Origin of the sequence: Aliamphritea hakodatensis (genome assembly GCF_024347195.1) — a bacterium.
GTDB lineage: Bacteria > Pseudomonadota > Gammaproteobacteria > Pseudomonadales > Balneatricaceae > Amphritea > Amphritea hakodatensis.
On sequence record NZ_AP025281.1, the window covers coordinates 369,619 to 395,288 of the forward strand.

Below are 25,670 nucleotides of genomic sequence, written 5' to 3' on the forward strand. Positions count from 1 at the left end.
ATTATGAACCCCAAACTTCACACCGACTAAAGCTAAGGGCAGTCCGGTGCGGATAAACACTACTTAAATAAAAATAACGCTAGGAAATAAAGTATGAAAAATACCAAAAAAACCTTATTAGCCTTGGCCGGTGCTTTAGCGGTTTCTTTCTCTGCAGGTGCGATGGCGGAATATCCTGAAAAGCCGATTAATGTCATTGTACCTTACGGTGCCGGTGGTGATTCCGACCTGACAACCCGTATCTGGGCGGATGCTGTTGAGAAAGAGCTGGGCGTACCGGTTGTTGTTATCAACAAAGCTGGCGGTGGCGGTGTGGTGGGGACGTCTTTCGTTGCCAACTCCAAGAATGATGGCTACACCCTGATCAATGCCGGTCTGGGTAACATGCTGGTAACCCCTAACTTCAGCAAGACACCTTATGACTTCGGCAGCTTCGAGCCGGTTGTTAAGATGACGGCAGTGCCGCTGGCGGTTGTGGTTGCAGAAGACAGCCCGTACACCAACTTTGATGAGTTCGTTGCCGGTGCTAAAGCCAACAAGCTGACCCAGGGTTCATGGGGTGCTTCATCTTCCGGCACCATTCTGGCCAACATCATTGCTGACCAGGCCGGTTACAGCGTTAAGTATGTACACGCGAAAGGTGCTGCAGCATCCATGGTATCTGTGATCGGTGGTCACATTGATTCAGCGGTTTCCTTCCCGCCGGCGTTCGGCCCTCATGTGAAGGCTGACCGTGCCCGTGCACTGGTGATGAACCAGAAGATGGATGCTTTCCCGGGCGTGCCTACTTTTGCAGACTACGGTATCGAGGGCAGCTTTGAAGGCTGGTCCGGCGTTTTCGCACCTAAGGGTGTACCTCAGGAAGTTGTGGATAAGCTGGTTGCTGCGACGACTAAGGTAATGAAAGACCCTCAGGTGATGAAAGCTTACGAAAACATCGGTGCGGTTATCGACTTCCGTCAGGGACCTGAGTGGGTTGCTGATATGAAAGTCACTTATGACATCATGAAAGATGCGGCTGCTAAGGTGAAGAAATAAGCCATAGCACATCGTCCGGCAGCCTGACAGGCTGCCGGATACTCCTGCAAAAAATCTGTTTTATTCCCATCCTGTTATATCTTTTTGTCTGAACCTGCCGGTTGATTCTGCTGGGCTGTGCTTTCTGTGCTGTGCTGTCTGCAATGCGCTTTGTAAAGGTCTCTGCAGATGACTGCTTCTGTATTTTTAAACATCATTTTCAGGCTGTTTTTGACAGTGTCCATCAGATAGACTGATATTGCTGCAAGCCGCCATGCTGATGGCCGTATGAATTTAATGCACTTCTGAGGAGAGACGATGAACCTTAACCAGATGGAATCTTTTCGTGCGGTGATGCTCACCGGCTCTGTCTCTCAGGCGGCCAAGCAGCTGTACCGGACTCAGCCGGCGGTCAGTATGGTGATAAGCTCGCTGGAGAAGCAGATTGGTTTCCAGTTGTTTGAACGCCGCAAAAAGCGGTTGTATCCGACCCCGGAAGCCAATTACTTATACGCCGAGATTGAGGCGATTTTCTCGCGCATCAATGACGTCAGCCAGACTCTTCAGGATATTCAGAACAAGCAGTACGGGTTCCTCCGAATTGGCTGTATGCCGGGGCCGTCTAACTTTTTTGTACCGGATCTGGTGGCCGACTTTCTCGAAGAGCACCCTAAGATTCAGGCCTCTCTGCAAACCCGGACATCCGAAGGGGTGCGTGAGTGGGTCGCGTCAGATCAGTATGATATTGGTCTGACGGAACTGACGGAGCGGGATTCTGCGATCGATAAAGAGGTGTTTTCCCTGTCCTGCCTGTGTGCCTTACCGGCGGATCATCCGCTGGCGGTGCATGAGGTGATTACCCCGGAACATCTGGACGATGAGCCGATGATTACCCTGCATCCGGATCACTCCACCTATTATGCCCTGCAGCAGTTATTTGAGTCTTCAGGTTACCGGATGAACGTACGCCTCCAGACCCGGTTCTTCATTCCCGCCCTGCGGTTTATCGAGCGGGGGCTGGGGGTTTGTATTATGGACCCGATATCTGCGGCCAGTTATTGCTCCTATGCGCAGCCCGGCAAGGTGGTGTTTCGCCGTTTTGATTCTGATGTCTGCTTAAAGCTGGGGATTATTTATCCGGCCAACAAACCCCGTTCTCTGATTACCCAGGATTTTGCCGACCAGTTACGTGAGCGTATTCAAGCGCTGGATGAACATCCGCAAGCGCTGTTTGCCTGGGGAAAAGATGATAAGTCCTGAAGGAATGTCAGAAGAATCTCACTGCCACGCTTATCCCCGCAGAGGATAAGGTGGCAGCAGGATATCTGCGTGAGTCAGCCTGGCTTATTTGCCCGGCTTATACAGCCGTAAACGGTTGGCGTTACTGATCACGCTGATGGATGACAGGGCCATGGCAGCACCGGCTACCACCGGGCTGAGCAGAATCCCGGTGAACGGGAACAGCACACCGGCGGCCACCGGAATGCCCAGCGTGTTATACAGGAAGGCCGCAAACAGGTTTTGTTTGATGTTGCGCAGGGTTGCCCGGGAGATATCCACCGCGTCCGCGATACTGTCTACAGAGCTGTGCAGCAATACCATGTCGGCGCTTTCGATAGCGATATCCGTACCCTGACCGATAGCCAGGCCCACATCTGCGCGGGCCAGTGCCGGTGCATCATTGATGCCGTCTCCGGCCATGGCAACTTTGCAGCCCATCTTCTGGAATGCCACTACCTGTTCAGCTTTGTCTGCGGGCATCAGACCGGCATAAAAATCATCCAGTTCCAGCGCAGTGGCAACCGCCTGAGCGGTCTGAGGATTGTCTCCGGTCAGCATGATGACTCTTAAACCCTGACTTTGCAGGCGGGCAACGGCTGCCCGGCTGTCTTCACGAATCGGGTCGCTGATACTGATCATACCGGCCAGTTGGTGGTCAACCGCCAGAAATACCGGCGTCTGGGCGCTGTCCATACCCAGGGTCAGACTGTACATCTCTGCCAGTTCAATGCCCAGAGTCTCCATATAGGCTTCATTGCCAAGATGCAACTGGCGGCCGGACTGCTCGCCGGTGACGCCGCGGCCAACAACGGCGCTGAAGTTTTCCACCGGCAGTACTTCGGTCGTATTCGCCTGGCAGATGGCGGCTGCCAGCGGGTGTTCCGAATGCTGTTCCAGTGAGGCGGCCAGTTGCAGTAACTGGCTGTCGTTAATCCCGCGGGTTCTGGTGAGGGTTACCTGGGGTTTTCCTTCCGTCAGGGTGCCGGTTTTATCCAGCATTACCGTATCAACGCCGGCAGCGCTCTGCAGGGTTTTCGCGTTCCGGATCAGGATGCCGTAGTCGGCCGCCTTGGCAATGCCCCGCATCACGGCCATCGGCGTGGCGAGCCCCAGTGCGCAGGGGCAGGCGATAACCAGTACCGTGGTGGCGGTAATCAGCATATAGGTGAGCTGAGGCTCAGGGCCGAACAGATACCAGAGCAGCGCTGTTACCGCGCTGATGACCAGTACTATGGGGACAAAAATCGCAGAGATACTGTCCGCCAGCCGGGCAATTTCCGGTTTACTGGCCTGCGCCTGCTGCACCATGTCGATGATTTTGCTGATGACCGTATCAGCGCCTACTTTTTCCGCTTCGATCAGCAGACTACCGGTCTGGTTCAGGGTGCCGGCGATAACCTGATCGCCGGCGCTTTTGCTGACCGGAACCGGCTCCCCGCTGAGCATGGATTCATCCACCAGACTCTGGCCTTCGACAACCCGGGCATCCACCGGAATCTGCTCGCCGGGGCGCAGCTGGATATGATCCCCCACCTGAACCTCTTCAAGGAGTACTTCCTGTGGCGAACCTTCACGGATCAGCCGGACCTGTTTGGGTTGCAGGTTGAGCAGCTTTTCTACTGCGCTGGACGTCTGGCGCTGGCCACGGATTTCGATAGCGTTGCCCAGATTGATCAGGCCGACAATCATGGCAGAGGCTTCAAAGTAGACGTGGCGGGAACCGTCAGGAAAGAGGTCAGGAAACATCACCACAGCCATTGAATATAGCCATGCGCTGCCGGTACCCAGCGCGACCAGAGAGTCCATGGTGGCACTGCGGTGCTTAAGAGCTTTCCAGCCGCCGGTAAAAAAGTGTCGGCCGGGGAACACCAGTACGGCCAGTGTCAGCATGCCGACCGCCGCCCAGATCAGCTGATCCTGCATGGTTGTGATGCGCATGCTGTCGGTTAGCCAGCCAATCAGCATCAGCGGCAGGCCCAGACCCAGCGCCAGTGCGGCACTGCGTAGCCGCAGCCGGTAGGTCTTGTCTTCCTGTTGCTGCAGCAGGGCACGGTATTCAGGGCTGTTCTGATCTACTTTGGCACCAAAACCAATGTCTTCGACCGCGTGGATCAGATCCGCTTCACTGATATTACCTTCCACACGCAGACGGCGCTGGGGAAAGTTAACCCTGGCCTGGCTGACGCCGGGCGTTTCTGCCAGCCCCCGCTCTATTTTGCCGACACAGCCGGCGCAGCGGACTCCTTCAAGAATAAGGGTGGTAGCCATGTTAATGCTCCGGAGTTTTTCACTGATGGACTCTTTGGCAGGGAGTGTAAAGCTTCCCCCGGGGGGAAGGTCAAGCGAGATATTGAGCTGCATCAAAACCGCAGGGTAATACGGAAATTCCCCTTGATTTTCCGGCCGGAAGCAACGAATCTATAAAAGAAACAGCATAACTGAAATTGCTTTCAGATGATTAAATCCATACATAACAGCTTTATATCACAACGCCACTGGCTGCTGATGTTGCTGACACTGATATTCCTGACGGGTCAGTGGCTGGCAACGGTACAGCCGGTGTCTGCTGCTGTGCCTGTGACAGGCATAGCAATGGAGGTGAGCGACTGTGATGGCAGCTGCGGGCATGAGACCGCTGACTACTGTGACAGCATCTGTGCGATGGGCACGGGGTGCTCACCACAGATCGGGGGAAACACAGTACTGGCGTTGTCCCGGGCCGGGTTTGTGCGGGTTGATTATCAGACAAGCTATCAGTTTCGGTATGCTGAACCTATCTATCATCCTCCCATACAGATCCATACATAGACTCGTTAATTTTTTGTTTGTGGATACTGATGTATGAATATTTCTCAGGCCGCAGCGGCCACCGGACTTAGCGCCAAGACAATCCGTTACTACGAACAGCAGGGTGTCGTTGCACCCGCTGAGCGTTCTGATAACGGTTACCGGACGTACTCGCCGGCACACATTGATGAACTGAAGTTTATCAAACGGACCCGCAGTCTCGGGTTCTCGCTGGAAGAGGGCCGTGACTTGCTGCGCCTTGCTCAGGATCCCAACCGCACCAGTGCACAGGTAAAAAGCAAAGCACTGGAGCACATTGAAAAGATCACCGAGCAGATCGAAGCATTAGAAGCAATGCGCGATGCTTTACTGCCGATTGTTGAACAGTGTCAGGGCGATGAATCCGTTGAATGCCCGATTATTGATCAGTTGAGTGGTCGTACCCAGTAACAGATTTTCCGGTATATTTTCATACCTGATCTGGAGTGATGATGAAGAATTTTTTTCGGGCCGGCCAGCGTGCAGCCCTGATGTTTGTAACTGTTTTAATGAGTGTGTCCTTTACTGCTGTGACTCAGGCGGCGGACCCTTTCTGGAAAGAAAGTACCGATAATACGGCGTATCCGATAACGGTTTACCGCAGTACTACCTGCGGTTGCTGTAAAGACTGGGTAGACCATCTGAAGGACCATAACTTCAAAGTGAAGGAAATCACCGATTCAGAAATGAATACGGTGAAAAAGGCCTTCGGTGTGCCGCAAAATCTGGCGTCCTGCCACACGGCATCCATCAACGGTAAGATCGTTGAGGGACACGTGCCGGCTCAGGACATCAAACGGATGCTGGAAACCGATAATGATATCCGCCTGCTGACGGTGCCGGGCATGGCTTCCGGTACACCGGGTATGGATATGGACGGTGCTGAAAAGCATGACTTCAGAGTCTACGCTGTCAAAACCAACGGTGATCAGTCTGTCTTTAACACCTATACGGATTACTGATCCGGCATAACCCCCTCCTTTTCCATGGTTGCCGCCTCGCTTGCAGGCGGCGTATCATGGTCTGAACTGACATGAATCAGGCCGGAAACTGATGGAAAATTACCTGTTTTTTATACTCATTGCGGCGGCCGTAATCGCCAGCCCCGGGCCGGGCATTGTGCTGACGCTGAAAAATACCCTGCAGTATGATTTTAAAGGGGCTTTTCCTGGGATCGCCGGTGTGGCGCTGGGCATGTTGCTGATTGCGGTTTTGTCGGCGGCGGGTCTGGGCCTGTTACTGACCACCTCCGCACTGGCATTTACGGTGCTTAAATATCTGGGAGCCGCTTATCTTATTTATCTGGGTATTAAACTGTGGCGCAGCAGTGGCCAGGTGGCGGATTTGTCTGTCGGACGTCGCAGTTCTGTGCGCAGCCGTTTTTTTGAAGGCCTGGGGATCACGGCGCTCAATCCCAAACCGATCGTGTTTTTCCTGTCGCTGTTTCCGCAGTTTATTGACCCGGCAGCAGCCTATATACCGCAATTTGCTTTGCTGGCGCTGACTTTTAGCGCTTTGGTGGTAGTTATACACTGTGGCTATGCTGCAACTGCTACTCTGGCCCGTGATAAACTGCGTACACCCAGAGGCAGTGAAGTTATCAACAAAGTGAGCGGGGGAGTATTTGTATGTTTTGGCTTAGCTCTGACATCAAGCAAGTAAGTATTAAGAACGTTGCTATCGGTATTTTTCTGCTGATTCTGGCGGGATACGGGTATTTTGGCGACGGCTCAGGCTTGTTGCCGGAACTGAATGACAAGCAGAACATGCTGATCATTGCCGCGATCGGGCTTGGCAGCGTGTTTTACGGTGTGAAAGACTACTTTTTCTATAAACCTGAAGAAGAACCGGAAGACGGTCAGGATTCGAAAGGGAAATAATGTCTGTGAATAACAGGTGACGCCTGAAATGCATCACCTGTCACTCTGACAGGACAGTGTGTCTTACAGCTTCTCGTTAACGCTGTCGATTTTGTCCTGAATAGTCTGTGCCTTGTCGGTACGGGTACCCAGTTTCATGTGGCTGGTGATACGTACTGCACCCATCTCGTGAAGATCTTCATGGCAACGCTTAACGGCGGCCAGCACATCATCCCACTCGCCTTCAACGTTAGTGCCGTAGCTGTGCATCTGGTGGCTCAGGCCAGCTTCCTGAAAAATTTTCTGGCAGTGTGCCACGTACGGTGAAACGGATATGCCAACGCCACCCGGAGACACCATGATATCCATGATTACGAACATGTTAATTCCTCTCAGATTCAGTGATACCGGGCATAATAGCACTGCCGGGTAAGGACAGAAAATCACCCTATTTAGTCTAATGCAGCGATTCGCAAAGGTATACTGAATGATTTTTAAGTGATTAATATTTTCTTCAAAATCTTTGTTTGTTGAAAATATTAACAGCAAATGGCGTATTATTTTGTGTTTTTGGCTTGTCTGTTGAAGGTTGCTTCTCTATGATCTGTGGCAATCATTATTAAAAGAGGGGCCCCTGACGACAGGTCAACACCCCGATAGGAGTATCTGCCATGTTGCATAAACGCGATTTTTACATCAACGGTGCCTGGGTGGCGCCCAGCCAGGCGAATGACTGTGAGGTCATTAACCCGGCGACTGCTGAGCCCTGTGCGGTTATTTCGCTGGGCAGCCAGGCGGATACTGATGCGGCGGTTGCGGCTGCACGTCAGGCCTTCGACAGCTGGTCTGAAACCCCGAAAGAAGAACGCCTGAACCTGCTTAAGGCATTGTTGCGTGAATACGAAAAGCGTAACGATGATATGGCGGCGGCGATTTCCATGGAAATGGGCGCGCCGATTGATCTGGCTACCCGCGCGCAGGCCGGGTCAGGCAGTGAACACATTGAAGGTTTCATCGAAGCATTTGAAAGCTTTGAGTTTGAAAAGCCGATGGGCAATAACGAACAGCTGATTCACGAGCCGATTGGTGTGTGCGGCATGATTACGCCGTGGAACTGGCCGATGAATCAGGTCACCCTGAAAGTCATTCCTGCGCTGGCGGTTGGCTGTACTGTGGTACTGAAGCCTTCCGAGGTAGCGCCGTTGTCATCCATTGTATTTGCTGAAATGGTGGACGCGGCAGGTTTCCCGCCGGGTGTCTTTAACATGGTGAACGGCGACGGTGTCGGCGTTGGCAGTCAGTTGTCCGGCCATCCGGATGTGGACATGCTGTCATTTACAGGATCGACCCGCGCAGGCGCGCTGATCAGTAAAGCCGCAGCAGATACTGTGAAGCGGGTGACGCTGGAACTGGGCGGTAAAGGTGCCAACATCGTCTTTGCTGATGCCGATGCCAAAGCGGTGAAACGCGGTACCTTCCATTGCTTCAACAACACCGGACAGTCCTGTAACGCACCGACCCGGATGCTGGTGGAGCGTTCGGTATACGATCAGGCGGTGGCAGAGGCCACTGCGGCAGCTGCGGCCACTGAGATTGCCGATCCGGCATTGCCGGGTAAGCACATTGGCCCGGTGGTCAGTGAAATGCAGTACAACAAAATTCAGGAGCTGATTCAGGTCGGCATTGATGAAGGTGCCCGGTTGATTGCCGGCGGTACTGGCAAGCCTGAAGGTCTGGAGCAGGGGTACTTTGTAAAACCGACGATCTTTGCCGATGTGAATAATGACATGCGCATTGCCCGGGAAGAAGTGTTCGGGCCGGTACTGACGATGATTCCGTTCGATACGGAAGAGGAAGCCATCCGCATTGCCAACGATACGGATTACGGTCTGACCAACTATATTCAGACGCAGGACCCGGAAAGGGCCAAGCGGGTAGCCCGTAAACTGCGCAGCGGTATGGTGCGGGTCAACGGCATTGATTCAGCCGGCGCATCCCCTTTCGGTGGATACAAGCAATCCGGTAATGGCCGTGAAGGCGGTGTATGGGGGCTGGAAGACTTCCTTGAAGTTAAACACATTACCGACTGGCAGAGCTGATAAAGTTGACTGACCGGATTTAGAAATACCCCGCCAGTGCGGGGTATTTTTTTGTCTGAAAGATCGGGATATCGGTTTTTTCGATGGCTGCCTGCAAGAAAAGTCTGTTGTCCGTCCGGCAGTGATGTGCGATGTGTATATCAAGGGCTGTATCAGGGTGAACTGATTTACCGGAGGCAGAATGATGTCTGACTTAACCGCGCAACAGATAATTGATCATCAGCGTTATCCCATTGCTGATCTGAACAGCCCGCTCAGGGCAGATCTGATCAGTAATATTCAGGCTGATCTTGCCAAAGATGGCTGTGCAGTCATTAAAAACTTCCTCAGTGAGCAGGGCTTGCAGGATATGCTGAATGAAGCACTGGCCCGTAAGGATCAGGCCTATTATTCGGCGAAGAAACACTGCAACGTGTATCTGGGTGACGGCGACGACAGCCTGCCGGCGGACCATCCGCGGAACGTCTTTCTGCCCCGTACCAATGGTTTTATCACCGCGGATTTACTGACTGAGGATACCGCTGCCCGGATTCTGTATCACTGGCAGCCGCTGGCGGCCTTTCTGGCGGACTGCCTGGGGAAACCGGAACTGTTCATTTATGAAGATCCGGTCTCCAATATGATTGTGAATCTGGGCAAACCCGGCCAGCAGTTCAACTGGCATTACGATACCAATGAATTCACCATCACCATGCTGCTTAAGCCCGCCCTGTCCGGTGGCCATTTCGAATACGTGCCGAACCTGCGAACTCCGCAGGATGAGTGCTATGACGAGGTGAGAAAGGTACTCAGTGGCGACCGCAGCCGGATCACCCGGCTGGAACTGAATGCCGGTGATCTGCAGTTTTTTCTGGGGCGCTTTTCACTGCATCAGGTCACTGAGAATACCGGTGATGATGACCGTTTACTGCTGATTATGTCGTTCACTGAGAAACCGGGGGTGATTGGCAGCCTGTACCGGGTGAAAGATCTGTACGGTAAGGTGACTGACGCCCATTACGAAAATGAGCGTCAGCGGGTCAGGGCAGACGAATTGCTGGACTGAAAGCCCGTCAGCATGTCCGGCTCAGAGCCTGCAGTATTCCGCTGCAATCTGTGCCGCCAGGCGGGCGTTGTTCAGCACTAGCTGAATATTGGCCGCCAGGCTTTTGCCTTCGGTGACTTCAGCTACCCGGGCCAGCAGGAACGGGGTGCTTTCCTTACCGCTGACACCCTGTTCATCCATTTCTTGCAGGGCCTTATCAATCACACCGTCGATCATTGCCTGATCCAGTGCGTGGGCTTCCGGGATGGGGTTGGCAACAACGACGCCGCCTTCCAGCCCTAACTGCCATTTGGCCTGCAGTGCCTTCGCGATGGTGGCCGGGTCATTCAACTGATAATCCACACCGAACGGGCTGTGACGGGTGTAAAACGCAGGCATGGTGTCGGTCCGGTAGCCCACGACCGGTACGCCGTGGGTCTCCAGATATTCCAGCGTCAGACCAATATCCAGAATGGATTTGGCTCCGGCACAGACCACCGCCATTGAAGTGCCGGCCAGCTCCTGCAGGTCTGCAGAGACGTCCATGGTGGTTTCAGCGCCCCGGTGAACGCCGCCGATACCGCCGGTGGCGAACACACGGACACCGGCCATGGCGGCAATGATCATGGTGGAAGCAACGGTGGTAGCACCGTCCAGTTGCTGGGCAACGATAAAGGGAATATCCCGGCGGCTGGTTTTGATAACGGCTTTGCCGGTTTTACCCAGATAGGTGATTTCTGCTTCGCTCAGGCCGACTTTCAGACGGCCATTGATAATGGCAATCGTGGCTGGCAGTGCACCGTTTTCCCGCACGGTCTGTTCCACTTTTAAAGCGGTTTCAACATTTTGCGGGTACGGCATACCGTGGGAAATAATGGTGGATTCCAGCGCTACAACGGGCTGGCCGGCAGCCAGTGCGGCGGCAACGTCGGGATGGATATCCAGATACTGTTTCAGGTTGGCAGGTTGTGCTGACATGTTTCTTCCCGTGTTCTTACATTGATTCGGACAGGAGCTGTGCCACATTCAGGCGGGACATCTCCGGATTAATGGTGGTTTGGCTGGCCAGTGCCAGATTGGCGGCGGCCAGCGCAAAGCGGCAGGTTTTGTCTGCCGGCATCTGTTGCAGCCAGCTATGGCACAGGGCGGCCATCAGGGCATCGCCGGCACCGTTACTGTTAATGACTGTGTGACAGTTGAGCCGCTGGCGGCAGGATTCGCCGCTGCGGTGGCTGTAAAACAGCCCTTCACTGGCCAGGCTGATGAATAAGCGTTCAACCCCTTCCCGGTGAAACCATTGCGCGAGTGCCTGCAGGGCGCTATCAGAAATATCAGCCGGATCGGCGTGAATACCTGAAATGGCTTCGGCTTCTGCAAGGTTGGGCTTCAGGGTATGAATGCGGGACAGAAACGGTCGGATTTTCGGCGCTTTGCTGCTGGAGACACAGTCAACAAAAAAACGCTGCTCCGGTAGCTGGCCGAACAGGCATTCCAGGGTGCTGTTTTTAAGGTTGGTATCCAGCACCAGTAATTCAGCCCGGGCCAGTAACCCTAAATGTTTGCGCAGGTAGTCCGGGCCGAAGGCATCAAGAATGGCCATGTCGGCAATGGCTTGCTGCATTTCGCCCTGCTCGTCCACCAGTGACAGATAACTGGAGGTGGCATGGCCGGGGATGGTCACCATCTGGCTGGTATCGATACCCGCCTGACTGCTCAGTTCAGTGAGTTGCCGGCCGCTGTGATCATCACCCACGGGGGCAATCAGGTAGCAGTCTTCGCCAAGGCGGGCGAGGTTTTCGGCGATATTGCGGCCGACTCCGCCGGGGCTGTAACTGACAGTGCCCGGGGTGGAACTGCCCGGTGTCAGCGCCTGACCGGGGGTGCCGAGAATATCCATATTGGCACCGCCGATGACCACTGAATAGCGCCGTTCACTGAGGATATAGCCCCGGCCTTTAATGGCGCCCTTGGCGGTCAGGTTGGTTAGGTGGGTGGCCACGGCAGAGCGGCTGATGCCCAGTGCTTCTGCCAGTTCCTGCTGGCTGATCAGCGGATTTGTCTGCAGTAATTGTAATAGCTGACGTTCGCGGTTAGTCATTTTCTGGAACTTTGTCTGTAACTTGAATTTTGTCTATTTTATGCTTGTGCTGCAAGCTGTCAAGCTTTGTCAGTTGCTCAGCGGTGAATAATGAGGGCGCGGCATGGAAACCGCGGTTGCCGATTGCATTTACCGGCGGGCCGGGGGATGCTTGGTGGCTCAGGACCGGTAAGGATGATTCGTTTGAAACTTGACAGTAAAGATCAGCACATTCTGGCGCTGTTACAGCAAAATGCCCGGCTGCCCACCGCCGAGATTGCCCGGGCAGTAAATCTCGCCCGTTCGACGGTGCAGGAGCGCATTCGCAGGCTTGAGGAGCGGGGCATGATTGAAGGTTACAGTGTCCGGCTGAATGTGCAGTTATTGCCACGGCCGCAGTTTTTCAGCCGCGTATCGGTCAGCGTGCTGGCACCTTGTCAGGCGGCGGTTATCGGTAGCCTGGAGCGGATTCCTCAGGTGTATTGCTGTGAGACGGTCAGTGGCAGTGTTGATCTGATGCTGGAAGTGCGCGCCCATGATGCGGCAGAGCTGGATGCGGTTATTGAAAAGATCAGTGCGCTCAAAGGTGTTGAGCGCACTGAGTCCGGGATCGTGCTGCGGGAGTTTTTCCGGCGCGATCTGCCGTGATTCGGGGTCAGCTTTTCTGACAGTCCCTGAGCAGTAGCGCAGCAAGCTCTTTATAGAGTTTTGCACAGACCATGGCGGTCATGCCGTTGATATCCCGTGAGGGGTTATATTCAACGATGTCCGCCCCGATCACCGGTGCATCCAGCTGTTGCAGGATACTGAGAATATCCCGTACCGCCAGCCCGCCGGGCTCATGGTGTGAGACCCCGGGTGCAAAGGCCGGGTCCAGGGCGTCGAGGTCGATGGAGATGTAGACCGGCCCTTTAATGTCCAGTGCCGGTACGCCCTTCCAGTGACGCATTTCGTGTACTTCCACGCCAAATCTTTCCGCTTGCTGACGCTGGTGGTCATTGAGGGTGCGGATGCCAACCTGAATCAGCCGGTCAGCCAGCTGTTCTTCCATGATCCGGGCAAACGGACAGGCGTGGGAATGGCGGTTGCCGAGCAATTCGTCGTACAGATCCGGGTGGGCGTCAAAGTGCAGGATCGTCAGCGGATTCTTGTTGGTTTGTAATCCCCGGATCAGCGGATAGGTGATGGAGTGATCGCCTCCCAGGCTAAGCAACTTGTGCCCGCTGTGGCGAATGGCAGCGGCCCGCTGCTCGATACAGTTAAATGCACTTGCCTGATCGGGCCAGTCCAGCATGCCTGCATCCTGCAGGCGGGTATCTTTGCCAATATCCACCCCGCACTCACTGCTCAGGTTAGCCGAGCCGTTGTGCAGCACTTCCTGAATCACCGGCGGTGCTGCAGCGCTGCCAGTCAGGTGGGAGGAGTTAAAGTCGAGGGGAATAGCCAATACCGATACCGCCTGAAACGTCATATTTGATACCTGTTAATAAATGCTGAAAGGGAAGTAGCGGCGATTGATTTCGGCGTAGCGGCCGTCAGCAACGATGGCGCTGATGGCATCACTGAAAACCTGTTTCAGTGCTGAGCCTTTGCGAACGGCGATGGCGACTTTATCCTGAATGTCTATATCAGCCCCTTTAAATTCAAAGGCCTGGCCGTCGGCTGATTGCAGCCAGTCCCAGGCCGGGAATTTATCGGATACCAGCAAATCAATCCGTCCTGATTTCATATCCAGATAGGCATTTTCCTGGGTGTCGTAGAGTTTGATATCCACGGTGCCGCTGTAGTTGTCTTCCAGATACTGGCTGGAAACGGTGGAACGGTAAGCGCCGACAGTGAACCCCTTCAGGCCGCTGTCTGAGATGTCGAAACTACGGTCTTTCGGTCCCAGCATGACCAGCACATTGGAATAGTAACGGTCGCTGAAGTCGACCACTTTGGCCCGTTCTTTTGTGACGGACATGGAGGAAATAATCGCATCGAATTTCTTTACCCTTAAGCCGGGAATCATGCCGTCCCAGGGCTGGGAAACGATTTCGCAGTCGGCCTGCATTTCTTCACAGAGGGCATTGGCAATGTCCACATCAAAGCCGCTCAGCTGGCCACTGGCGTCAACAATAGCAAAGGGGGCGTAGGAGCCGTCAATGGCGATGCGGAGGGTGTCTGCCTGGCTGGTCAGGCTCAGGCTGCTGAGGGCTACTGCGCCCATCGACAGCCATTTTTTGATCCGGTTTGTCATAGGTTATTCCTGATTATTGTTATTGGTGTTTGTGAGTGTTTATCTTGCCGGGGCAGACGGGCCGGAAAAAACCGGCAAACTGCCGGAAATGATGCCTGTCACCGCTACATCGCCGGAACCGGGAGGGTTAGTGTGAATGGCTTACGAATCGTAAGTGATGGCGGCTGATAACTTTATTAATTAAAGTGTTTTGCCGTGACTTCGTTAGTAAATCCCTGTCGTGTGTCGGGGATTGCGGCTTAAAATAGCCGCCTGTCTGTCGTTTCTTATCTGGAGTTGGATGTAATGAGTTTTATCAGCCCTGCACATTTGTTGCTGATCAGTGTGGCTGCAATCTGGGGATTCGCCTTTGTCGCGCAAAGTGCCGGTATGGATTACCTGGGCCCGCACAGTTTTAACGCTGCCCGTTTTATTCTGGGTGCCCTGTCACTGGTGCCGCTCTGGATTCTGATGGGCAAACAGCGTTTGCCGCAGGGCAAAACGCTGCTGTATGGCGGTATTCTCGCAGGCAGTGTGATGTTTGCCGGTTTCAGTTTTCAGCAAATCGGTTTGCTGTATACCACGGCAGGTAATGCCGGGTTCATTACCAGCATGTATATCGTACTGGTGCCGATTGCAGGTATCTTTCTCGGACAGGCCACCAATATGAATACCTGGATCGGGGTCGTGCTGGCGGTTATCGGTCTTTATTACCTGTCTATCGGCCCGGATCTGAAGATCGGGTACGGAGATTTACTGGAACTGATTGGCGCGTTTTTCTGGACGGCACATGTGATTATCATTGGCTGGTTGTCCCGTAAGGTTGATGCAATCGGCCTGTCGATTACCCAGTTTATGGTGGCTGCAGTTTGGGCTACCGGTGCGGCAATGCTCTATGAAACGCCTGTGCTGGGGGATTTTCAGGCAGCCTGGTTACCGCTTCTGTATGCCGGCATTGCATCCAGCGGTATTGCCTGTACCTTGCAGATTATTGCCCAGCGTAAAGTAGAGCCGAGCACCACGGCACTGATTCTTTCAATGGAAGCACTGTTTGCTGTCCTGGGTGGCTGGCTGTTACTGGGCGAGCATATCGGTATTAAAGAACTGATCGGCTGCAGCCTGATGCTGGCGGGTATGGTGGTCAGCCAGTGGCCGGCAAAACGCAAACGTCAGTTGGCTGCACAAAGCTGATTCAGGACTCTGCCTCAGCGTTAAAAAACGTTCGGGGCAGAGGCCGTTCGACCGGGGTGGACAATATCATCATGGTGTTGGTATCGCTCAGGTCACAAAACTCTTCCAGAATGGCATCCAGATGTGACATGGATGCCACCGCCAGCTTAACCAGAAACGCCTGCTCACCGGTGACATTCTGGCATTCAATAACCTCATCATAACTGAGTACCAGTGCCTTAAACTGGCGTTCTTTGGTACGGAATACCTTGCATTGCACCAGCGCGACGATAGGATATCCGAGCTTATCCAGATTTACTTTCAGGCTGTAACCGGTAATAACTCCGCTTTGCTCTAATTTTCGAATTCTTTCTGCCACCGCCGGGGCTGACAGGTGTACCCGTTTGCCCAGTTCTGCATACGAAATGCGGGCATTTTCCTGAAGGGCGGCGATTATTTTTCGGTTTATTGCGTCAGTCATTTGTAGCTGCGAATCCTGATTCCGGGTAACTAACTATGGGTGTTTCCTGTGGGGCTGGCAAGGGGCATTTATCCTCTGTTCCGGCCGGCTTTATACAGCTGTTATTCAGGTGTTTGGTTTCTATATGGTTTATAGATCAATGGCCTATGGATATTCATAGGTAGATTATTGGTTACATTAATTCTAGTGTTTACAGAGGAAAAATTGTTTTAAACGGCGATGGCATTGGTTGTTATGGAGATTTCTGGCGCTGAACGTTCAGGGATGCCGGTCAGTACACCGGGTTCAGCGTTTACATGAATGGTTGCAATGCGTATGCGGTTAAGTGGTGTGGAAGAAATTCTGGTTGTGGATGACTCGCCAGATGATCTGCGTTTTCTGAGTCAGTTACTACAGGCAGAAAATTATCAGGTCCGACCCGTTTTGAGTGCCAGTGAAGCGTTTGTCGCACTGGAAAATCAGTTAGCAGATTTAATTTTACTCGACATAAGAATGCCCGGTATGGACGGTTTCGAACTGTGCCGGCAATTAAAAGCGAATGAGCGCACGGCAGACATCCCGGTTATATATATGAGCGCCCTGAATGAAACAGAAGATGTGGTCAGAGGGCTGCAGCTGGGCGCGGTGGATTATCTGGTAAAGCCGCTGAAGTCGGCAGAAGTGCTGGCCCGGATAGCAGTTCATCTGGAAATCTGCCGGGGATATTCTGAACTTGAACTGCGCAATAAGTCGCTGCGGCGTATTAATAAGCAGCTTGAAGGTATCATTGATAATTTTGACGGTGCGAAAGGTAATGCGCCGGTCAGCAAGGCTGCCCGTAAAACGAAAAAATCCGGTGCGGGTGGCACCGTTAAGCTCACCGCCAGAGAACTGGATTGTCTGTCCCTGCTGGCGCAGGGGTACCGGACGGTACAGATAGCAGATCAGCTGAACATTAAGCCCGTGACCGTGGAGTTTCATCTGGCCAATGTGCGCAACAAACTGGAAGCCAAAACACGGGAACAGGCTTTAGTCACCGCAATTATGCAGGGATTGATGGAACCTGCGTTTCATTAGCAGCATTAACCGCCGTGAATGGCTGTCAGAGTTGATGGCTGTCCGGCGGTTTGTCTGTACAGGGCCGGCAGGCGGATAATTTTTCAGGGAATGCGGTCGCCCCTTTTATCGGATTCAGGGTTTATGAAGGCAGTGCAGAAGCATCAGGTGATGGTGGTCGATGATAACCACGATGATCTGCGTTTATTAAGCCAGTATCTGGCGGAACTTGGGCTGGATGTCAGGGTAAGTGTCAGCGCTGAAACTGCGCTGGAGCTGTTAAGGCAGGCGCTGCCGGATTTAATTGTGCTGGATTATAAACTTCCCGGGATGGACGGTTTTTCGTTATGCCGTCAGCTTAAGGATGATTATCGCACCCGGCATATTCCGGTTATCTTTATCAGCGCGGTGTGCGGTAGCGATGAAATCGTTGGCGGTCTGGAGGCCGGCGCGGTGGATTTTGTCCGTAAGCCCTATATAAAAGCCGAAATTCTGGCCCGCATCAAAAACCATCTGAACCTGCAGCAGCAGACCGAAGTATTACGCCGTTCTCTGGAAGCCTGTCGTGATAAGGCCTGGCAGAACCGGGAGGGCTTCTTTCACCGTCTTATTGAACGGGTCAACAGTGTCTACTGGATTGTCAGCGGTGACTGGCAACAGATGCATTATGTGAACCCTGCTTATGAGTCTGTCTGGGGGGAAAGTGCTGAGCGTTTGCGTGCTGAACCGCTGGGCTGGCTGAGCCGTCTGGCCAGCGCAGATGTACGGACGATCCGCCAGTGTATTGAACGGGCGGTGAGAGAAGTACCGGATATGATCAGCCTGCCGGATTACCGTCTGATATCGCCTGACGGCTCAATGAAATGGGTGCAGACCAAAGGCTACCGGATAGATCCCGAGAACCATGAAGACGACCGTTATGCCTGGGTCAGTACGGACATTTCTGAACGCAAAAGCAACGAGCAAAACCTGAATTATCTGGCCAACCATGACCCGCTTACCGGGCTGCGTAACCGGCTGCAACTGGCGGAGCGGGTTGAGAACGAAATCGTCCGCTCTGAGCGGCACGGACACTCACTGGCGCTGCTGATTATTGATGTTGATCATTTTAAATCCGTCAATGACTGCTATGGTCATATGGCCGGTGATCTGGCGCTGTGTGCGCTGGCGGCGGTCCTTAAAGAACAGATACGGTCAATCGATTCGGTGTTTCGCTACGGTGGTGAGGAGTTTGTGGTAATTCTGCCGGAAGAGCCTCTGGAGCAGGCGCTGCAAGTGGCGGGACGTATCCGTCAGCGGGTGTCAGAACAGCCGCTGCAGCTGGAGAGCTGTGACGTAAATATTACAGTCAGTATTGGCGTGTCGGCGTATCCGGCGGATGGTGACAGTTATAACCGGCTGGTCAGTGTGGCAGACGGACATCTGCTAAACGCCAAGCGGCAGGGCCGAAACTGTGTTCAGCCAGCGCATGACTAACGTGCGGATCAGGCAGCACATTCATCGGGCCGTTTTAGTGTGTATGCTGCTGGCAGGGTTGCCTTTGCCTGTGTATGCAACGGCGGGGGCAGCCACGCCGGATATTTCGCCATGGCTGAACGCGCAGATTAACTGGCGGCAGTTCTCGGGTACTACTTTATCCGTGTTGGCGAATACTCAGCCGGCGTTTCGCGCGCTGGAGAAAAAACTCCCGTATTTTGAAAAACTCACCGGTATAAAGGTTGGCTTTCACGTTTTACCTCAGGCACGGATGCGGGCAGTTCGCCGGGTGGATCTGGCGGCAGGCGCGGGTATCTATGATGTTGTGCCGATCGGCATTTCATATTTGGGGGAAGCTTACCGCAATGGCTGGCTGGAACCGTTGCAGGCGTATTTTGATAACCCGCAACTGACGGATGCCTGCTGGTATGATCTGGCCGATATTACGCCGGGCAGTCTTGCTCTGAGCAGCATTAACGGTGAGATGCTGGCGCTGCCGTTTGATTTTTTTGCGCCGGTGTTTTTTTACCGTAAAGATCTTTTTCAGCGCTACGGGCTGGCCGTGCCGGATACCTATGAAGAACTGCTACAGATGAAAATTGCGTTGCAGACGGCGCTGGAACGGGATGAGATGCAAAACATGTATGCCTTTGCCTCCCGGACCCGCGCCGGTGCCGGCCTGAACACCTGGACGGTCATTCCGGTTATCCGGGCCTATGGCGGCGCAATGATGGATGAGTCACTGCGGCCGGTATTCAACAGCCCTCAGGCCAAGCATGCCGTGCGGGTTTACCGGGATATGGTCACCGGATATGGCAGCCCGCCCGGGGCGCAAATGTTAAATTTCCATGAAATCCGTGAACAGTTTAAGGAAGGGCGTCTGGCCTCTGTCATTGCTGCATCCGATTTATTTGCGGAGATGGACAGCCCGGAAGAATCCGTCATCTGGGATAAGTGGGAAGCGGCCCCCATGCCCCGGGGGCCGAGGACCAGAGCCACATCGCTCTGGTCCTGGGGCTTTGCGGTTAATGCCAGTGGTCAGCATAAAAATGCCGCCTGGCTGTTCCTGCAGTGGGCATCTTCCAAAGAAACCGCCATCTTGTTACACCATGACGATGCGCCCGCGCGAGCGTCACTGTGGCATTCTGACGTCTATGATTACCTTGATGCTCCCGGATTTATCAGCGTCAGCCGCTGGCTTCTGAATCAGCGGGATATTGATCCGATCCAGAACGGCATAGCGGAGTTTCCGCGGGCCGGTGAAGTTGCTTCTCAGGCGTTTAATGAGATTTTCTTCGGTGCGCCGGTTGCCGCCACACTGGATCAGGCGGTGATCCGGGTTGAGCAGATTATGCAATCAGGCTCCGGACGGAGTGACGACTGAGGTGCAGATGCTGGAAAGGATCTCTTTAAAGCTGAAGCTGTTGTTGGGGGTGGCGCTGATCATCATTGCCAGCTTTGCGCTCAGTACCTGGCTGCACCTCTATGAACTGCGCATTGCCTACCTTAATGAAGCCACCAACAATGCACGTACCTTTACCCAGGAACTGCCCCGGGAAATGCAGAAGTTACGGGAAAGTAATGACAACCTTAACTGGATCCGCAAGGTTCAGACGATCCGGTGTATTGAGTTATACCGGAGCGGGGAAGCTCAGGGGGTAAAGTTTGTTTCCCTGCTGGATGAGCAGGGGGTCGCGGTGGCACACAGTGATGTGAATCAGATCGGTGCCACGGTGACCGGCGTGCTGCCCGCCGGGCAAAGCCTGTATCGCGGAGCGGCCCTGCTGGGGGATGGCATTATTTATATTCTGATACCGGTTACGGGCAAAGATGGCAGTTATATGGGGACCATTTTTATGGGAGAAGATGCCCGGGGCCTGGAGAACAAACTGTCCCAGTCGCTGATGATATCGGTCCTGGTGTTCTTCCTGTGTATTTTGCTGGGCATTACCGGTTTGTATTACCTGTTAAAAATGTTTTTCCTCCGGCCACTGATGGTGCTGCATGAAGCGGCCAGCCGGATTACGTCCGGTGATCTCAATAACCCGGTGGTGCTACGGGGGTCCGGCGAGATCGTTGAACTGGCACGCAGCGTCGATCTGATGCGTATCTCCATTCAGAGTAAGCTGAATGAGCTGAGCAGCTACGGTGACAAGCTGGAAAAAGAAGTGGAACAGCGTACCGCTGAGCTGGCGGCCGAGAAAGAAAATGCCGAAGCGGCCAATCAGGCCAAGAGTGTTTTTCTGGCGAATATGTCCCATGAAATCCGCACACCGATGAATGCCATTCTGGGGTATTCGCAATTACTGCTGCGGGATAAAGGGCTGAGCTTTCAGCAACGGGAATCCGTTGATGCTATCAGCCGCGGGGGCACCCATCTGCTGGCGCTGATAAATGATGTGCTGGAAATGTCCAAGATCGAAGCCGGGCGGCTGGAGCCGCAGCTGGCGTATTTCAACATCCGTGAAGTCATTGGCGATATGGAGAGCATGTTTGCCAATAAAGCCCGTTCCAAACGGCTGCTGTTCCGGGTGGAAAATGACTCGCAGATGCCGGACTTTCTGATCACCGATGAAGGCATGTTGCGGCAGTTATTGGTCAATCTGATTGGCAATGCCATTAAGTTTACCCATCAGGGCGGGGTGACGGTCCGGACGGTGTTTCAGGCGGTGACAGAAGATACCGGGCGGCTGATTATTCAGGTGGTGGATACCGGTGTCGGGCTGAGTTCGGAGGAACAGGAACGCATCTTTGAACCCTTTGAACAGTCGGTCATGTCGAGCCGCCAGTACGGCCGCAGCGGCACCGGGCTTGGCCTGGCAATCTGTTGTCAGTATCTGGAGTTACTGGAAGGGGAAATGCGCCTGCAGAGCCATCTGGGGGAAGGCAGCTGTTTCTCGGTGGAACTGCCGGTACATATCGCTGATAACCAGACCCGGCGGCTGAGTGAGTATAATCGCCGGCCCGTCGCACTGGCTGCTGAACAGCCCGTGCCGAAAATTCTGATTGTTGATGATGTTGCCAGTAACCGGGACATATTCAAGGCATTCCTGCAGCCGCTGGGGTTCCGCCTGGCTGAAGTGGGGAATGCGACCCGGGCACTGGAACTGTACCGCAGCTGGCAGCCGGATCTGGTACTGATGGATAAACGGATGCCGGAAATGGACGGCATCATGCTCATGCAGCAGATTCAGTCTGCAGCGGCGGATGCCCGTCTGCGGGTACCGAAGGTGATACTGGTCACCGCCAGCGCCTTTAAAGATGAAGAGCGGGTTGCGATTGAAGCCGGTGCCGATGCCTTTTTACGCAAGCCGGTCAATGAGTTTGAACTGTTATCGTTGGTGGGCCGGCTGTTACGGCTGGAGTACGTTTTTGAACGTATTGCCAGCAGTGAAACCGTCAGTCTTCCGGATGATATCAGCCAGGCACAGCTGGACGCCCTGCCGGACGATTTACATCAGGGGTTGTTGCAGGCGTCGCAGCAAATGAACTTCACCCATTGTCAGCAGATGATTGAGGCGGTCCGCCGTCATGATTCTGCGATGTATGACATCTTGCAAAAGCTGCTCTGGCATTTTGAATTTGAGCAGATCAGTGAGTGTATGAGGCGGCGTAGCAGTTATTCTGACTGAACAGGGTTGTATTCAGCGCGTTTTACTGTCATTTAGTAGTTCAGTGAATTGGCTTGCCGAATGGCACATAACAGGGAAACAGAATGGATACACCGCAACGTCCGATGCTGGGAATAGGACTGATGATCGCCGGCATGCTGGTGGTGCCTTTACTGGATGTATGTGCCAAGGTCCTTGGCCAGAGCTATCCTGTGCTGGAAGTTGTCTGGGCCCGTTACTTTTTTCATTTCCTCTGGTTATTACCCTTGCTGGCCTGGAAGCGTCTTGCCTGGTGGCGCTGGCCTGAAAGTGCCGGTTCGCAGGGGCTGCGGGGGCTGTTTTTACTGGCCTGTACCCTGTGTTTTTTCCTGTCGATACAAAGCAATCCGATTCCTAATTCCCTGGCGCTGTTATTCGTTGCGCCGCTGATCATCACGGCGTTTTCGCCACTGATTCTGAGGGAGCGGCTGGACTTACGCCGGGCCGGTGCCGCAGGGCTGGGCTTTGTGGGGGTGCTGATTGTCCTGCAGCCGGCGGCGGATGATTTTCAGTTTTCCAGCTTATGGGCACTGGCAGCCGGTGTCTGCTATGCATTTTATATTATCTATACCCGGCAAATGTCACAGCGGGCCAGACCGTTAATGGGGCTGATGTATATCGCTATTGTCGGGCTGGCTGTGATGACCCTGCTGGTGCCGTTTGTCTGGGTTGCTCCGGACCTGAAAGGCTGGGGCATTATGGCGTTGATGGGGCTGTTCGCGGCGGCCGGACATTTCCTGATTATCAAAGCCTGTGAATATGCACCGGCATCATTACTGGCACCGTTCAACTACACCGAGATTGTCGGTGCCTGTACCGTCAGCTATCTGTTTTTTGCCTACCTGCCGGATGCGCTGATGTGGCTGGGAATCGGCATTATCTGCCTCAGCGGGATTTATACCTCAGTGTATGAATACCGGCGGCAGTCAGCAGCCCGCCGGTAAGTGATCAGGCCACTGCGCAGAGCGGCGCTGTTGCGGTCAGGTATTACTCCGCTTTTCCGACGGCGGTTCCCAGAATTAATCCGAATACCATGTGCCCCATCAGTGCGACCATTGCCCGGGGCATGCTGTCGAGAAACAGGCCCTGACCGATCAGTGGCATGACGACAGTCATCGCGAACAGGTAAACGAATAACAGGAAGATCACACCACGTATCGGAGCCGGTCCGGGCAGGCGGCGGGCTGCCAGTATCAGGTATGCCAGCGGAAAGGCCAGGGTGCCCAGCGCGAAGTGGGCGATCATGCCATCCAGATGTGAGCCGTTAAACAGCGGTGCCAGAATTGCGGCAACATCCATTGCGCGGCCGATCATCAGTGGGGCGATAAATTTTCCCATCAGCGTAAACGCCAGGGTACCGGCGAAGCCTCCCAGCAGTGCTCTCAGGAGATGGCTTTTGATGTAGGTACCGGTGTCACTAGAGTAAGCATTCATATATTGATCTCTGTTTGGTGGATAGCTTCTCTGTTCAGGTGTCTCTCTGTGAACAGGGGGGGGCTGAGTAAGTGTTAACTGGCTTTCAGGGTCTCAGGGCGGGGAGGCGAAGTATTGTGCGCTTGCCCGGTGCCAGTCTGTGGCGTAGTCAGGGGGAATGTCATCCCCCAGAAGCGCTTCAGGGGCCAGGTAGTTGTAGAGATCCCGGTAATTCTTTTCCCGTTCATCTTCGACTCGTCGCCAGATCTGTTCCGGCTGTAGCTGATCAGGGTGGCTGAGGCCCATCGCCCCCAGAATTTCCAGCATGCTCTCAACGGTCGCACCGTGGTAGTTAGCCACCCGCACATGTTTTTCTCTGATGTTAACTGCCTTGCCCAGTTTCGGATCCTGAGTAGCAATGCCGGTAGGGCAGGTGTTGGTGTTGCAGCGCAAAGACTGAATACAGCCCAGTGCAAACATCATGGCCCGGGCGGCATTACACATGTCTGCACCTAAGGCCAGCTTAGTGATGATATCGAAACCGGTGGCGACTTTTCCGCTGGCAATGATCCGGACCTGATTTCGCAGGCCGGTACCTACCAGACAGTTATGCACAAACAGCAGGCCTTCGTTGAGCGGCGTCCCAAGTCGGTCGGTATATTCAACCGGTGCCGCGCCGGTGCCGCCTTCAGCACCGTCCACCGTGATGAAATCCGGCACAATGCCGGTATCCAGCATGGCCTTGCAGATGCCCATGAATTCCGTGCGGTTACCGATACAGAGTTTAAAACCGACGGGTTTGCCACCGGACAAACTGCGAAGCTTTTCGACAAAGATCAGCAACTCAGTCGGCGTAGAGAAGGCTGTATGGGCAGGAGGGGATATAACGTCCTCACCGACCGGGACCAGACGGATATCGGCAATCTCCTGATTCACCTTCTTTGCCGGAAGCACGCCACCATGGGCGGGTTTGGCTCCCTGAGACAGCTTAATTTCGATCATTTTTACCTGCGGGAGTGCGGCTTTGTCTGCAAAAGCGTCCGGGTCGAAATTCCCGTGTTTATTTCTGCAGCCAAAGTAGCCGGTGCCGATTTGCCAGAAGATATCTCCGCCTTCCTGCTGGTGGTAGGGGCTCAGGCCGCCTTCGCCGGTGTTGTGGGCAAAGCCACCCAGCTTAGCGCCGGCATTCAGGGCACGGATTGCATTCGGACTGAGGGCACCGAAACTCATGGCTGAAATGTTCAGGCGGGAGGCTTCATAAGGCTGTTTGCAGTGTGTGCCGCCGACCTTGACCCGACTGTCGGCCTGACTGATGGTTTTGGGCGACAGGGAATGGTTCGCCCGGTGATAGCCATTGCTGGTGATATCGAACTGGGTACCGAAAGGCTGGGTATCATTGCTTTTTTTGGCGCGGGCATAAATCAGGTTTCTGATTTCCCGGTTATAGGGGCGGCCACTCTGGTTAGTTTCGATAAAGTATTGTCTTAGCTCCGGCCCGATGGACTGCAGCAAATAACGCAGATGGCCGATGACCGGATAATTGTGCAATACGTTATGTTTAGGGGTATTGATGTCATACAGGCCCACGAGTATGTAGGGCAGCAGGATGGCAAAGCCCCACAGTGCGGCGGGATGCAGCAGTGACAGGAGTAATATCAGCAGGGTGCCGGATACTGAGATCCGGAAGAATATTTTTCTGGCCATAACAGGTTCTTCTTGTCGTGAGTATTGGGGCGTGGCGGCAACTCTTAAGCACCTGAGGGCGTGCAGGGCACGTGACCTGTGGCGGATGTGAGGTTTTCCTCTGGCCGGAAAGCATCTGCAGGCGACTGCTCGGGGATTGCTGCCTGCTGACCAGATTAGTGATTGCGCTGCCGGGTGTTTGTCAGGCAGCTAACAGACAGACGATGGGGTGCTGCGATACAGGACGGGGCAAACTGCACGTAATGCGTGTATTTACGGACGCTCTGCACATCCGTTACGGAGGCACTCGGTGAGCGGACACAGGTGTCTGTGTATGAGGTTACTGAAAGTTGCCGTGATG

Annotated in this window: 25 protein-coding genes; 16 read left to right on the forward strand and 9 right to left on the reverse strand. The window is 54.0% G+C overall.

Annotated elements, in window-relative coordinates; translation table 11 throughout:
• Nucleotides 1-93 precede the first annotated feature (93 nt).
• Both PCI15_RS01615 and PCI15_RS01620 read left to right on the forward strand, forming a co-directional pair.
• Complete coding sequence (locus PCI15_RS01615) at nucleotides 94-1,038, forward strand: Bug family tripartite tricarboxylate transporter substrate binding protein (RefSeq protein ID WP_271272630.1); 945 nt, start codon at nucleotides 94-96, stop codon at nucleotides 1,036-1,038.
• 297 nt (nucleotides 1,039-1,335) lie between these two features.
• The gene (locus tag PCI15_RS01620) at nucleotides 1,336-2,277 is read left to right on the forward strand and encodes a LysR family transcriptional regulator (protein ID WP_271272631.1); all 942 of its coding nucleotides are present in this window, start codon (nucleotides 1,336-1,338) and stop codon (nucleotides 2,275-2,277) included.
• 84 nt (nucleotides 2,278-2,361) lie between these two features.
• On the opposite strand, the gene PCI15_RS01625 is transcribed toward PCI15_RS01620, so the two are convergent.
• Nucleotides 2,362-4,566, reverse strand: a complete 2,205-nt coding sequence (locus tag PCI15_RS01625; RefSeq protein ID WP_271272632.1) for a heavy metal translocating P-type ATPase — start codon at nucleotides 4,564-4,566, stop codon at nucleotides 2,362-2,364.
• 186 nt (nucleotides 4,567-4,752) lie between these two features.
• On the opposite strand from PCI15_RS01625, the gene PCI15_RS01630 reads away from it, so the two are divergent.
• The 5 genes from PCI15_RS01630 (at nucleotide 4,753) to PCI15_RS01650 (ending at nucleotide 7,004) form a co-directional block, all read left to right on the forward strand.
• Nucleotides 4,753-5,106: a hypothetical protein gene (locus PCI15_RS01630; protein ID WP_271272633.1), complete on the forward strand. Its 354-nt coding sequence runs from the start codon at nucleotides 4,753-4,755 to the stop codon at nucleotides 5,104-5,106.
• Nucleotides 5,107-5,139: 33 nt separating this feature from the next.
• Nucleotides 5,140-5,535 (forward strand): Cu(I)-responsive transcriptional regulator, encoded by a 396-nt coding sequence (cueR, locus tag PCI15_RS01635; RefSeq protein WP_271272634.1) that lies wholly within the window; start codon nucleotides 5,140-5,142, stop codon nucleotides 5,533-5,535.
• 41 nt (nucleotides 5,536-5,576) lie between these two features.
• On the forward strand, nucleotides 5,577-6,086 hold the full coding sequence (locus tag PCI15_RS01640; protein WP_271272635.1) for a DUF411 domain-containing protein: 510 nt from the start codon (nucleotides 5,577-5,579) through the stop codon (nucleotides 6,084-6,086).
• 91 nt (nucleotides 6,087-6,177) lie between these two features.
• Nucleotides 6,178-6,786 (forward strand): LysE family translocator, encoded by a 609-nt coding sequence (locus tag PCI15_RS01645; RefSeq protein WP_271272636.1) that lies wholly within the window; start codon nucleotides 6,178-6,180, stop codon nucleotides 6,784-6,786.
• Nucleotides 6,753-7,004, forward strand: coding sequence for a hypothetical protein (locus tag PCI15_RS01650; RefSeq protein ID WP_271272637.1), 252 nt, complete (start codon nucleotides 6,753-6,755; stop codon nucleotides 7,002-7,004). The genes PCI15_RS01645 and PCI15_RS01650 overlap by 34 nt, the downstream gene beginning before the upstream one ends.
• 63 nt (nucleotides 7,005-7,067) lie before the next feature.
• Here PCI15_RS01650 and PCI15_RS01655 read toward each other — a convergent pair whose 3' ends face one another.
• The gene (locus PCI15_RS01655; protein WP_205657521.1) at nucleotides 7,068-7,364 is read right to left on the reverse strand and encodes an MTH1187 family thiamine-binding protein; all 297 of its coding nucleotides are present in this window, start codon (nucleotides 7,362-7,364) and stop codon (nucleotides 7,068-7,070) included.
• 290 nt (nucleotides 7,365-7,654) lie between these two features.
• Between PCI15_RS01655 and PCI15_RS01660 the strand changes: the two genes are divergently transcribed.
• Together PCI15_RS01660 and PCI15_RS01665 are read left to right on the forward strand one after the other, a co-directional pair.
• The gene (locus tag PCI15_RS01660; protein WP_271272638.1) at nucleotides 7,655-9,082 is read left to right on the forward strand and encodes an aldehyde dehydrogenase family protein; all 1,428 of its coding nucleotides are present in this window, start codon (nucleotides 7,655-7,657) and stop codon (nucleotides 9,080-9,082) included.
• 181 nt (nucleotides 9,083-9,263) lie between these two features.
• Nucleotides 9,264-10,127: a HalD/BesD family halogenase gene (locus tag PCI15_RS01665; RefSeq protein ID WP_271272639.1), complete on the forward strand. Its 864-nt coding sequence runs from the start codon at nucleotides 9,264-9,266 to the stop codon at nucleotides 10,125-10,127.
• 21 nt (nucleotides 10,128-10,148) lie between these two features.
• Here the strand turns inward: PCI15_RS01665 and PCI15_RS01670 are convergent, their stop codons facing one another.
• Both PCI15_RS01670 and PCI15_RS01675 read right to left on the reverse strand, forming a co-directional pair.
• A complete protein-coding gene (locus PCI15_RS01670) occupies nucleotides 10,149-11,063 on the reverse strand; it encodes a pseudouridine-5'-phosphate glycosidase (RefSeq protein WP_271274567.1) in 915 nt (304 codons plus the stop codon).
• A 37-nt stretch (nucleotides 11,064-11,100) separates the two neighbouring features.
• Entirely contained in the window at nucleotides 11,101-12,204 is a 1,104-nt protein-coding gene (locus PCI15_RS01675) for a PfkB family carbohydrate kinase (RefSeq protein ID WP_271272640.1), read from the reverse strand.
• Between the two features lie 174 nt (nucleotides 12,205-12,378).
• Here PCI15_RS01675 and PCI15_RS01680 point away from each other — a divergent pair, with 174 nt between their 5' ends.
• Complete coding sequence (locus tag PCI15_RS01680; protein ID WP_271272641.1) at nucleotides 12,379-12,831, forward strand: Lrp/AsnC family transcriptional regulator; 453 nt, start codon at nucleotides 12,379-12,381, stop codon at nucleotides 12,829-12,831.
• Between the two features lie 7 nt (nucleotides 12,832-12,838).
• Here the strand turns inward: PCI15_RS01680 and speB are convergent, their stop codons facing one another.
• Nucleotides 12,839-13,654, reverse strand: coding sequence for an agmatinase (speB, locus tag PCI15_RS01685; RefSeq protein ID WP_271272642.1), 816 nt, complete (start codon nucleotides 13,652-13,654; stop codon nucleotides 12,839-12,841).
• A 12-nt stretch (nucleotides 13,655-13,666) separates the two neighbouring features.
• Nucleotides 13,667-14,422, reverse strand: coding sequence for a transporter substrate-binding domain-containing protein (locus PCI15_RS01690; RefSeq protein ID WP_271272643.1), 756 nt, complete (start codon nucleotides 14,420-14,422; stop codon nucleotides 13,667-13,669).
• A 285-nt stretch (nucleotides 14,423-14,707) separates the two neighbouring features.
• Here PCI15_RS01690 and PCI15_RS01695 point away from each other — a divergent pair, with 285 nt between their 5' ends.
• Nucleotides 14,708-15,592, forward strand: coding sequence for a DMT family transporter (locus tag PCI15_RS01695; protein WP_271272644.1), 885 nt, complete (start codon nucleotides 14,708-14,710; stop codon nucleotides 15,590-15,592).
• Between the two features lies 1 nt (nucleotide 15,593).
• On the opposite strand, the gene PCI15_RS01700 is transcribed toward PCI15_RS01695, so the two are convergent.
• Entirely contained in the window at nucleotides 15,594-16,052 is a 459-nt protein-coding gene (locus tag PCI15_RS01700; RefSeq protein ID WP_271272645.1) for an Lrp/AsnC family transcriptional regulator, read from the reverse strand.
• Nucleotides 16,053-16,361: 309 nt separating this feature from the next.
• Here PCI15_RS01700 and PCI15_RS01705 point away from each other — a divergent pair, with 309 nt between their 5' ends.
• From PCI15_RS01705 to PCI15_RS01725, 5 genes are all read left to right on the forward strand, one after another.
• Nucleotides 16,362-17,108: a response regulator transcription factor gene (locus PCI15_RS01705; RefSeq protein WP_271272646.1), complete on the forward strand. Its 747-nt coding sequence runs from the start codon at nucleotides 16,362-16,364 to the stop codon at nucleotides 17,106-17,108.
• A 123-nt stretch (nucleotides 17,109-17,231) separates the two neighbouring features.
• Nucleotides 17,232-18,563, forward strand: coding sequence for a diguanylate cyclase (locus PCI15_RS01710; RefSeq protein ID WP_271272647.1), 1,332 nt, complete (start codon nucleotides 17,232-17,234; stop codon nucleotides 18,561-18,563).
• Nucleotides 18,541-19,947: an ABC transporter substrate-binding protein gene (locus tag PCI15_RS01715; protein ID WP_271272648.1), complete on the forward strand. Its 1,407-nt coding sequence runs from the start codon at nucleotides 18,541-18,543 to the stop codon at nucleotides 19,945-19,947. The genes PCI15_RS01710 and PCI15_RS01715 overlap by 23 nt, the downstream gene beginning before the upstream one ends.
• Entirely contained in the window at nucleotides 19,937-22,195 is a 2,259-nt protein-coding gene (locus PCI15_RS01720; RefSeq protein WP_271272649.1) for an ATP-binding protein, read from the forward strand. The genes PCI15_RS01715 and PCI15_RS01720 overlap by 11 nt, the downstream gene beginning before the upstream one ends.
• A gap of 83 nt (nucleotides 22,196-22,278) precedes the next feature.
• Entirely contained in the window at nucleotides 22,279-23,157 is an 879-nt protein-coding gene (locus PCI15_RS01725) for a DMT family transporter (protein ID WP_271272650.1), read from the forward strand.
• Between the two features lie 43 nt (nucleotides 23,158-23,200).
• On the opposite strand, the gene PCI15_RS01730 is transcribed toward PCI15_RS01725, so the two are convergent.
• Both PCI15_RS01730 and PCI15_RS01735 read right to left on the reverse strand, forming a co-directional pair.
• Nucleotides 23,201-23,647 carry a DUF6789 family protein gene (locus tag PCI15_RS01730; protein ID WP_271272651.1) on the reverse strand — a complete coding sequence of 149 codons (447 nt, stop codon included), beginning with the start codon at nucleotides 23,645-23,647 and terminating at the stop codon, nucleotides 23,201-23,203.
• A 93-nt stretch (nucleotides 23,648-23,740) separates the two neighbouring features.
• Nucleotides 23,741-25,330, reverse strand: coding sequence for an FMN-binding glutamate synthase family protein (locus PCI15_RS01735; protein ID WP_271272652.1), 1,590 nt, complete (start codon nucleotides 25,328-25,330; stop codon nucleotides 23,741-23,743).
• Nucleotides 25,331-25,670: the final 340 nt, after the last annotated feature.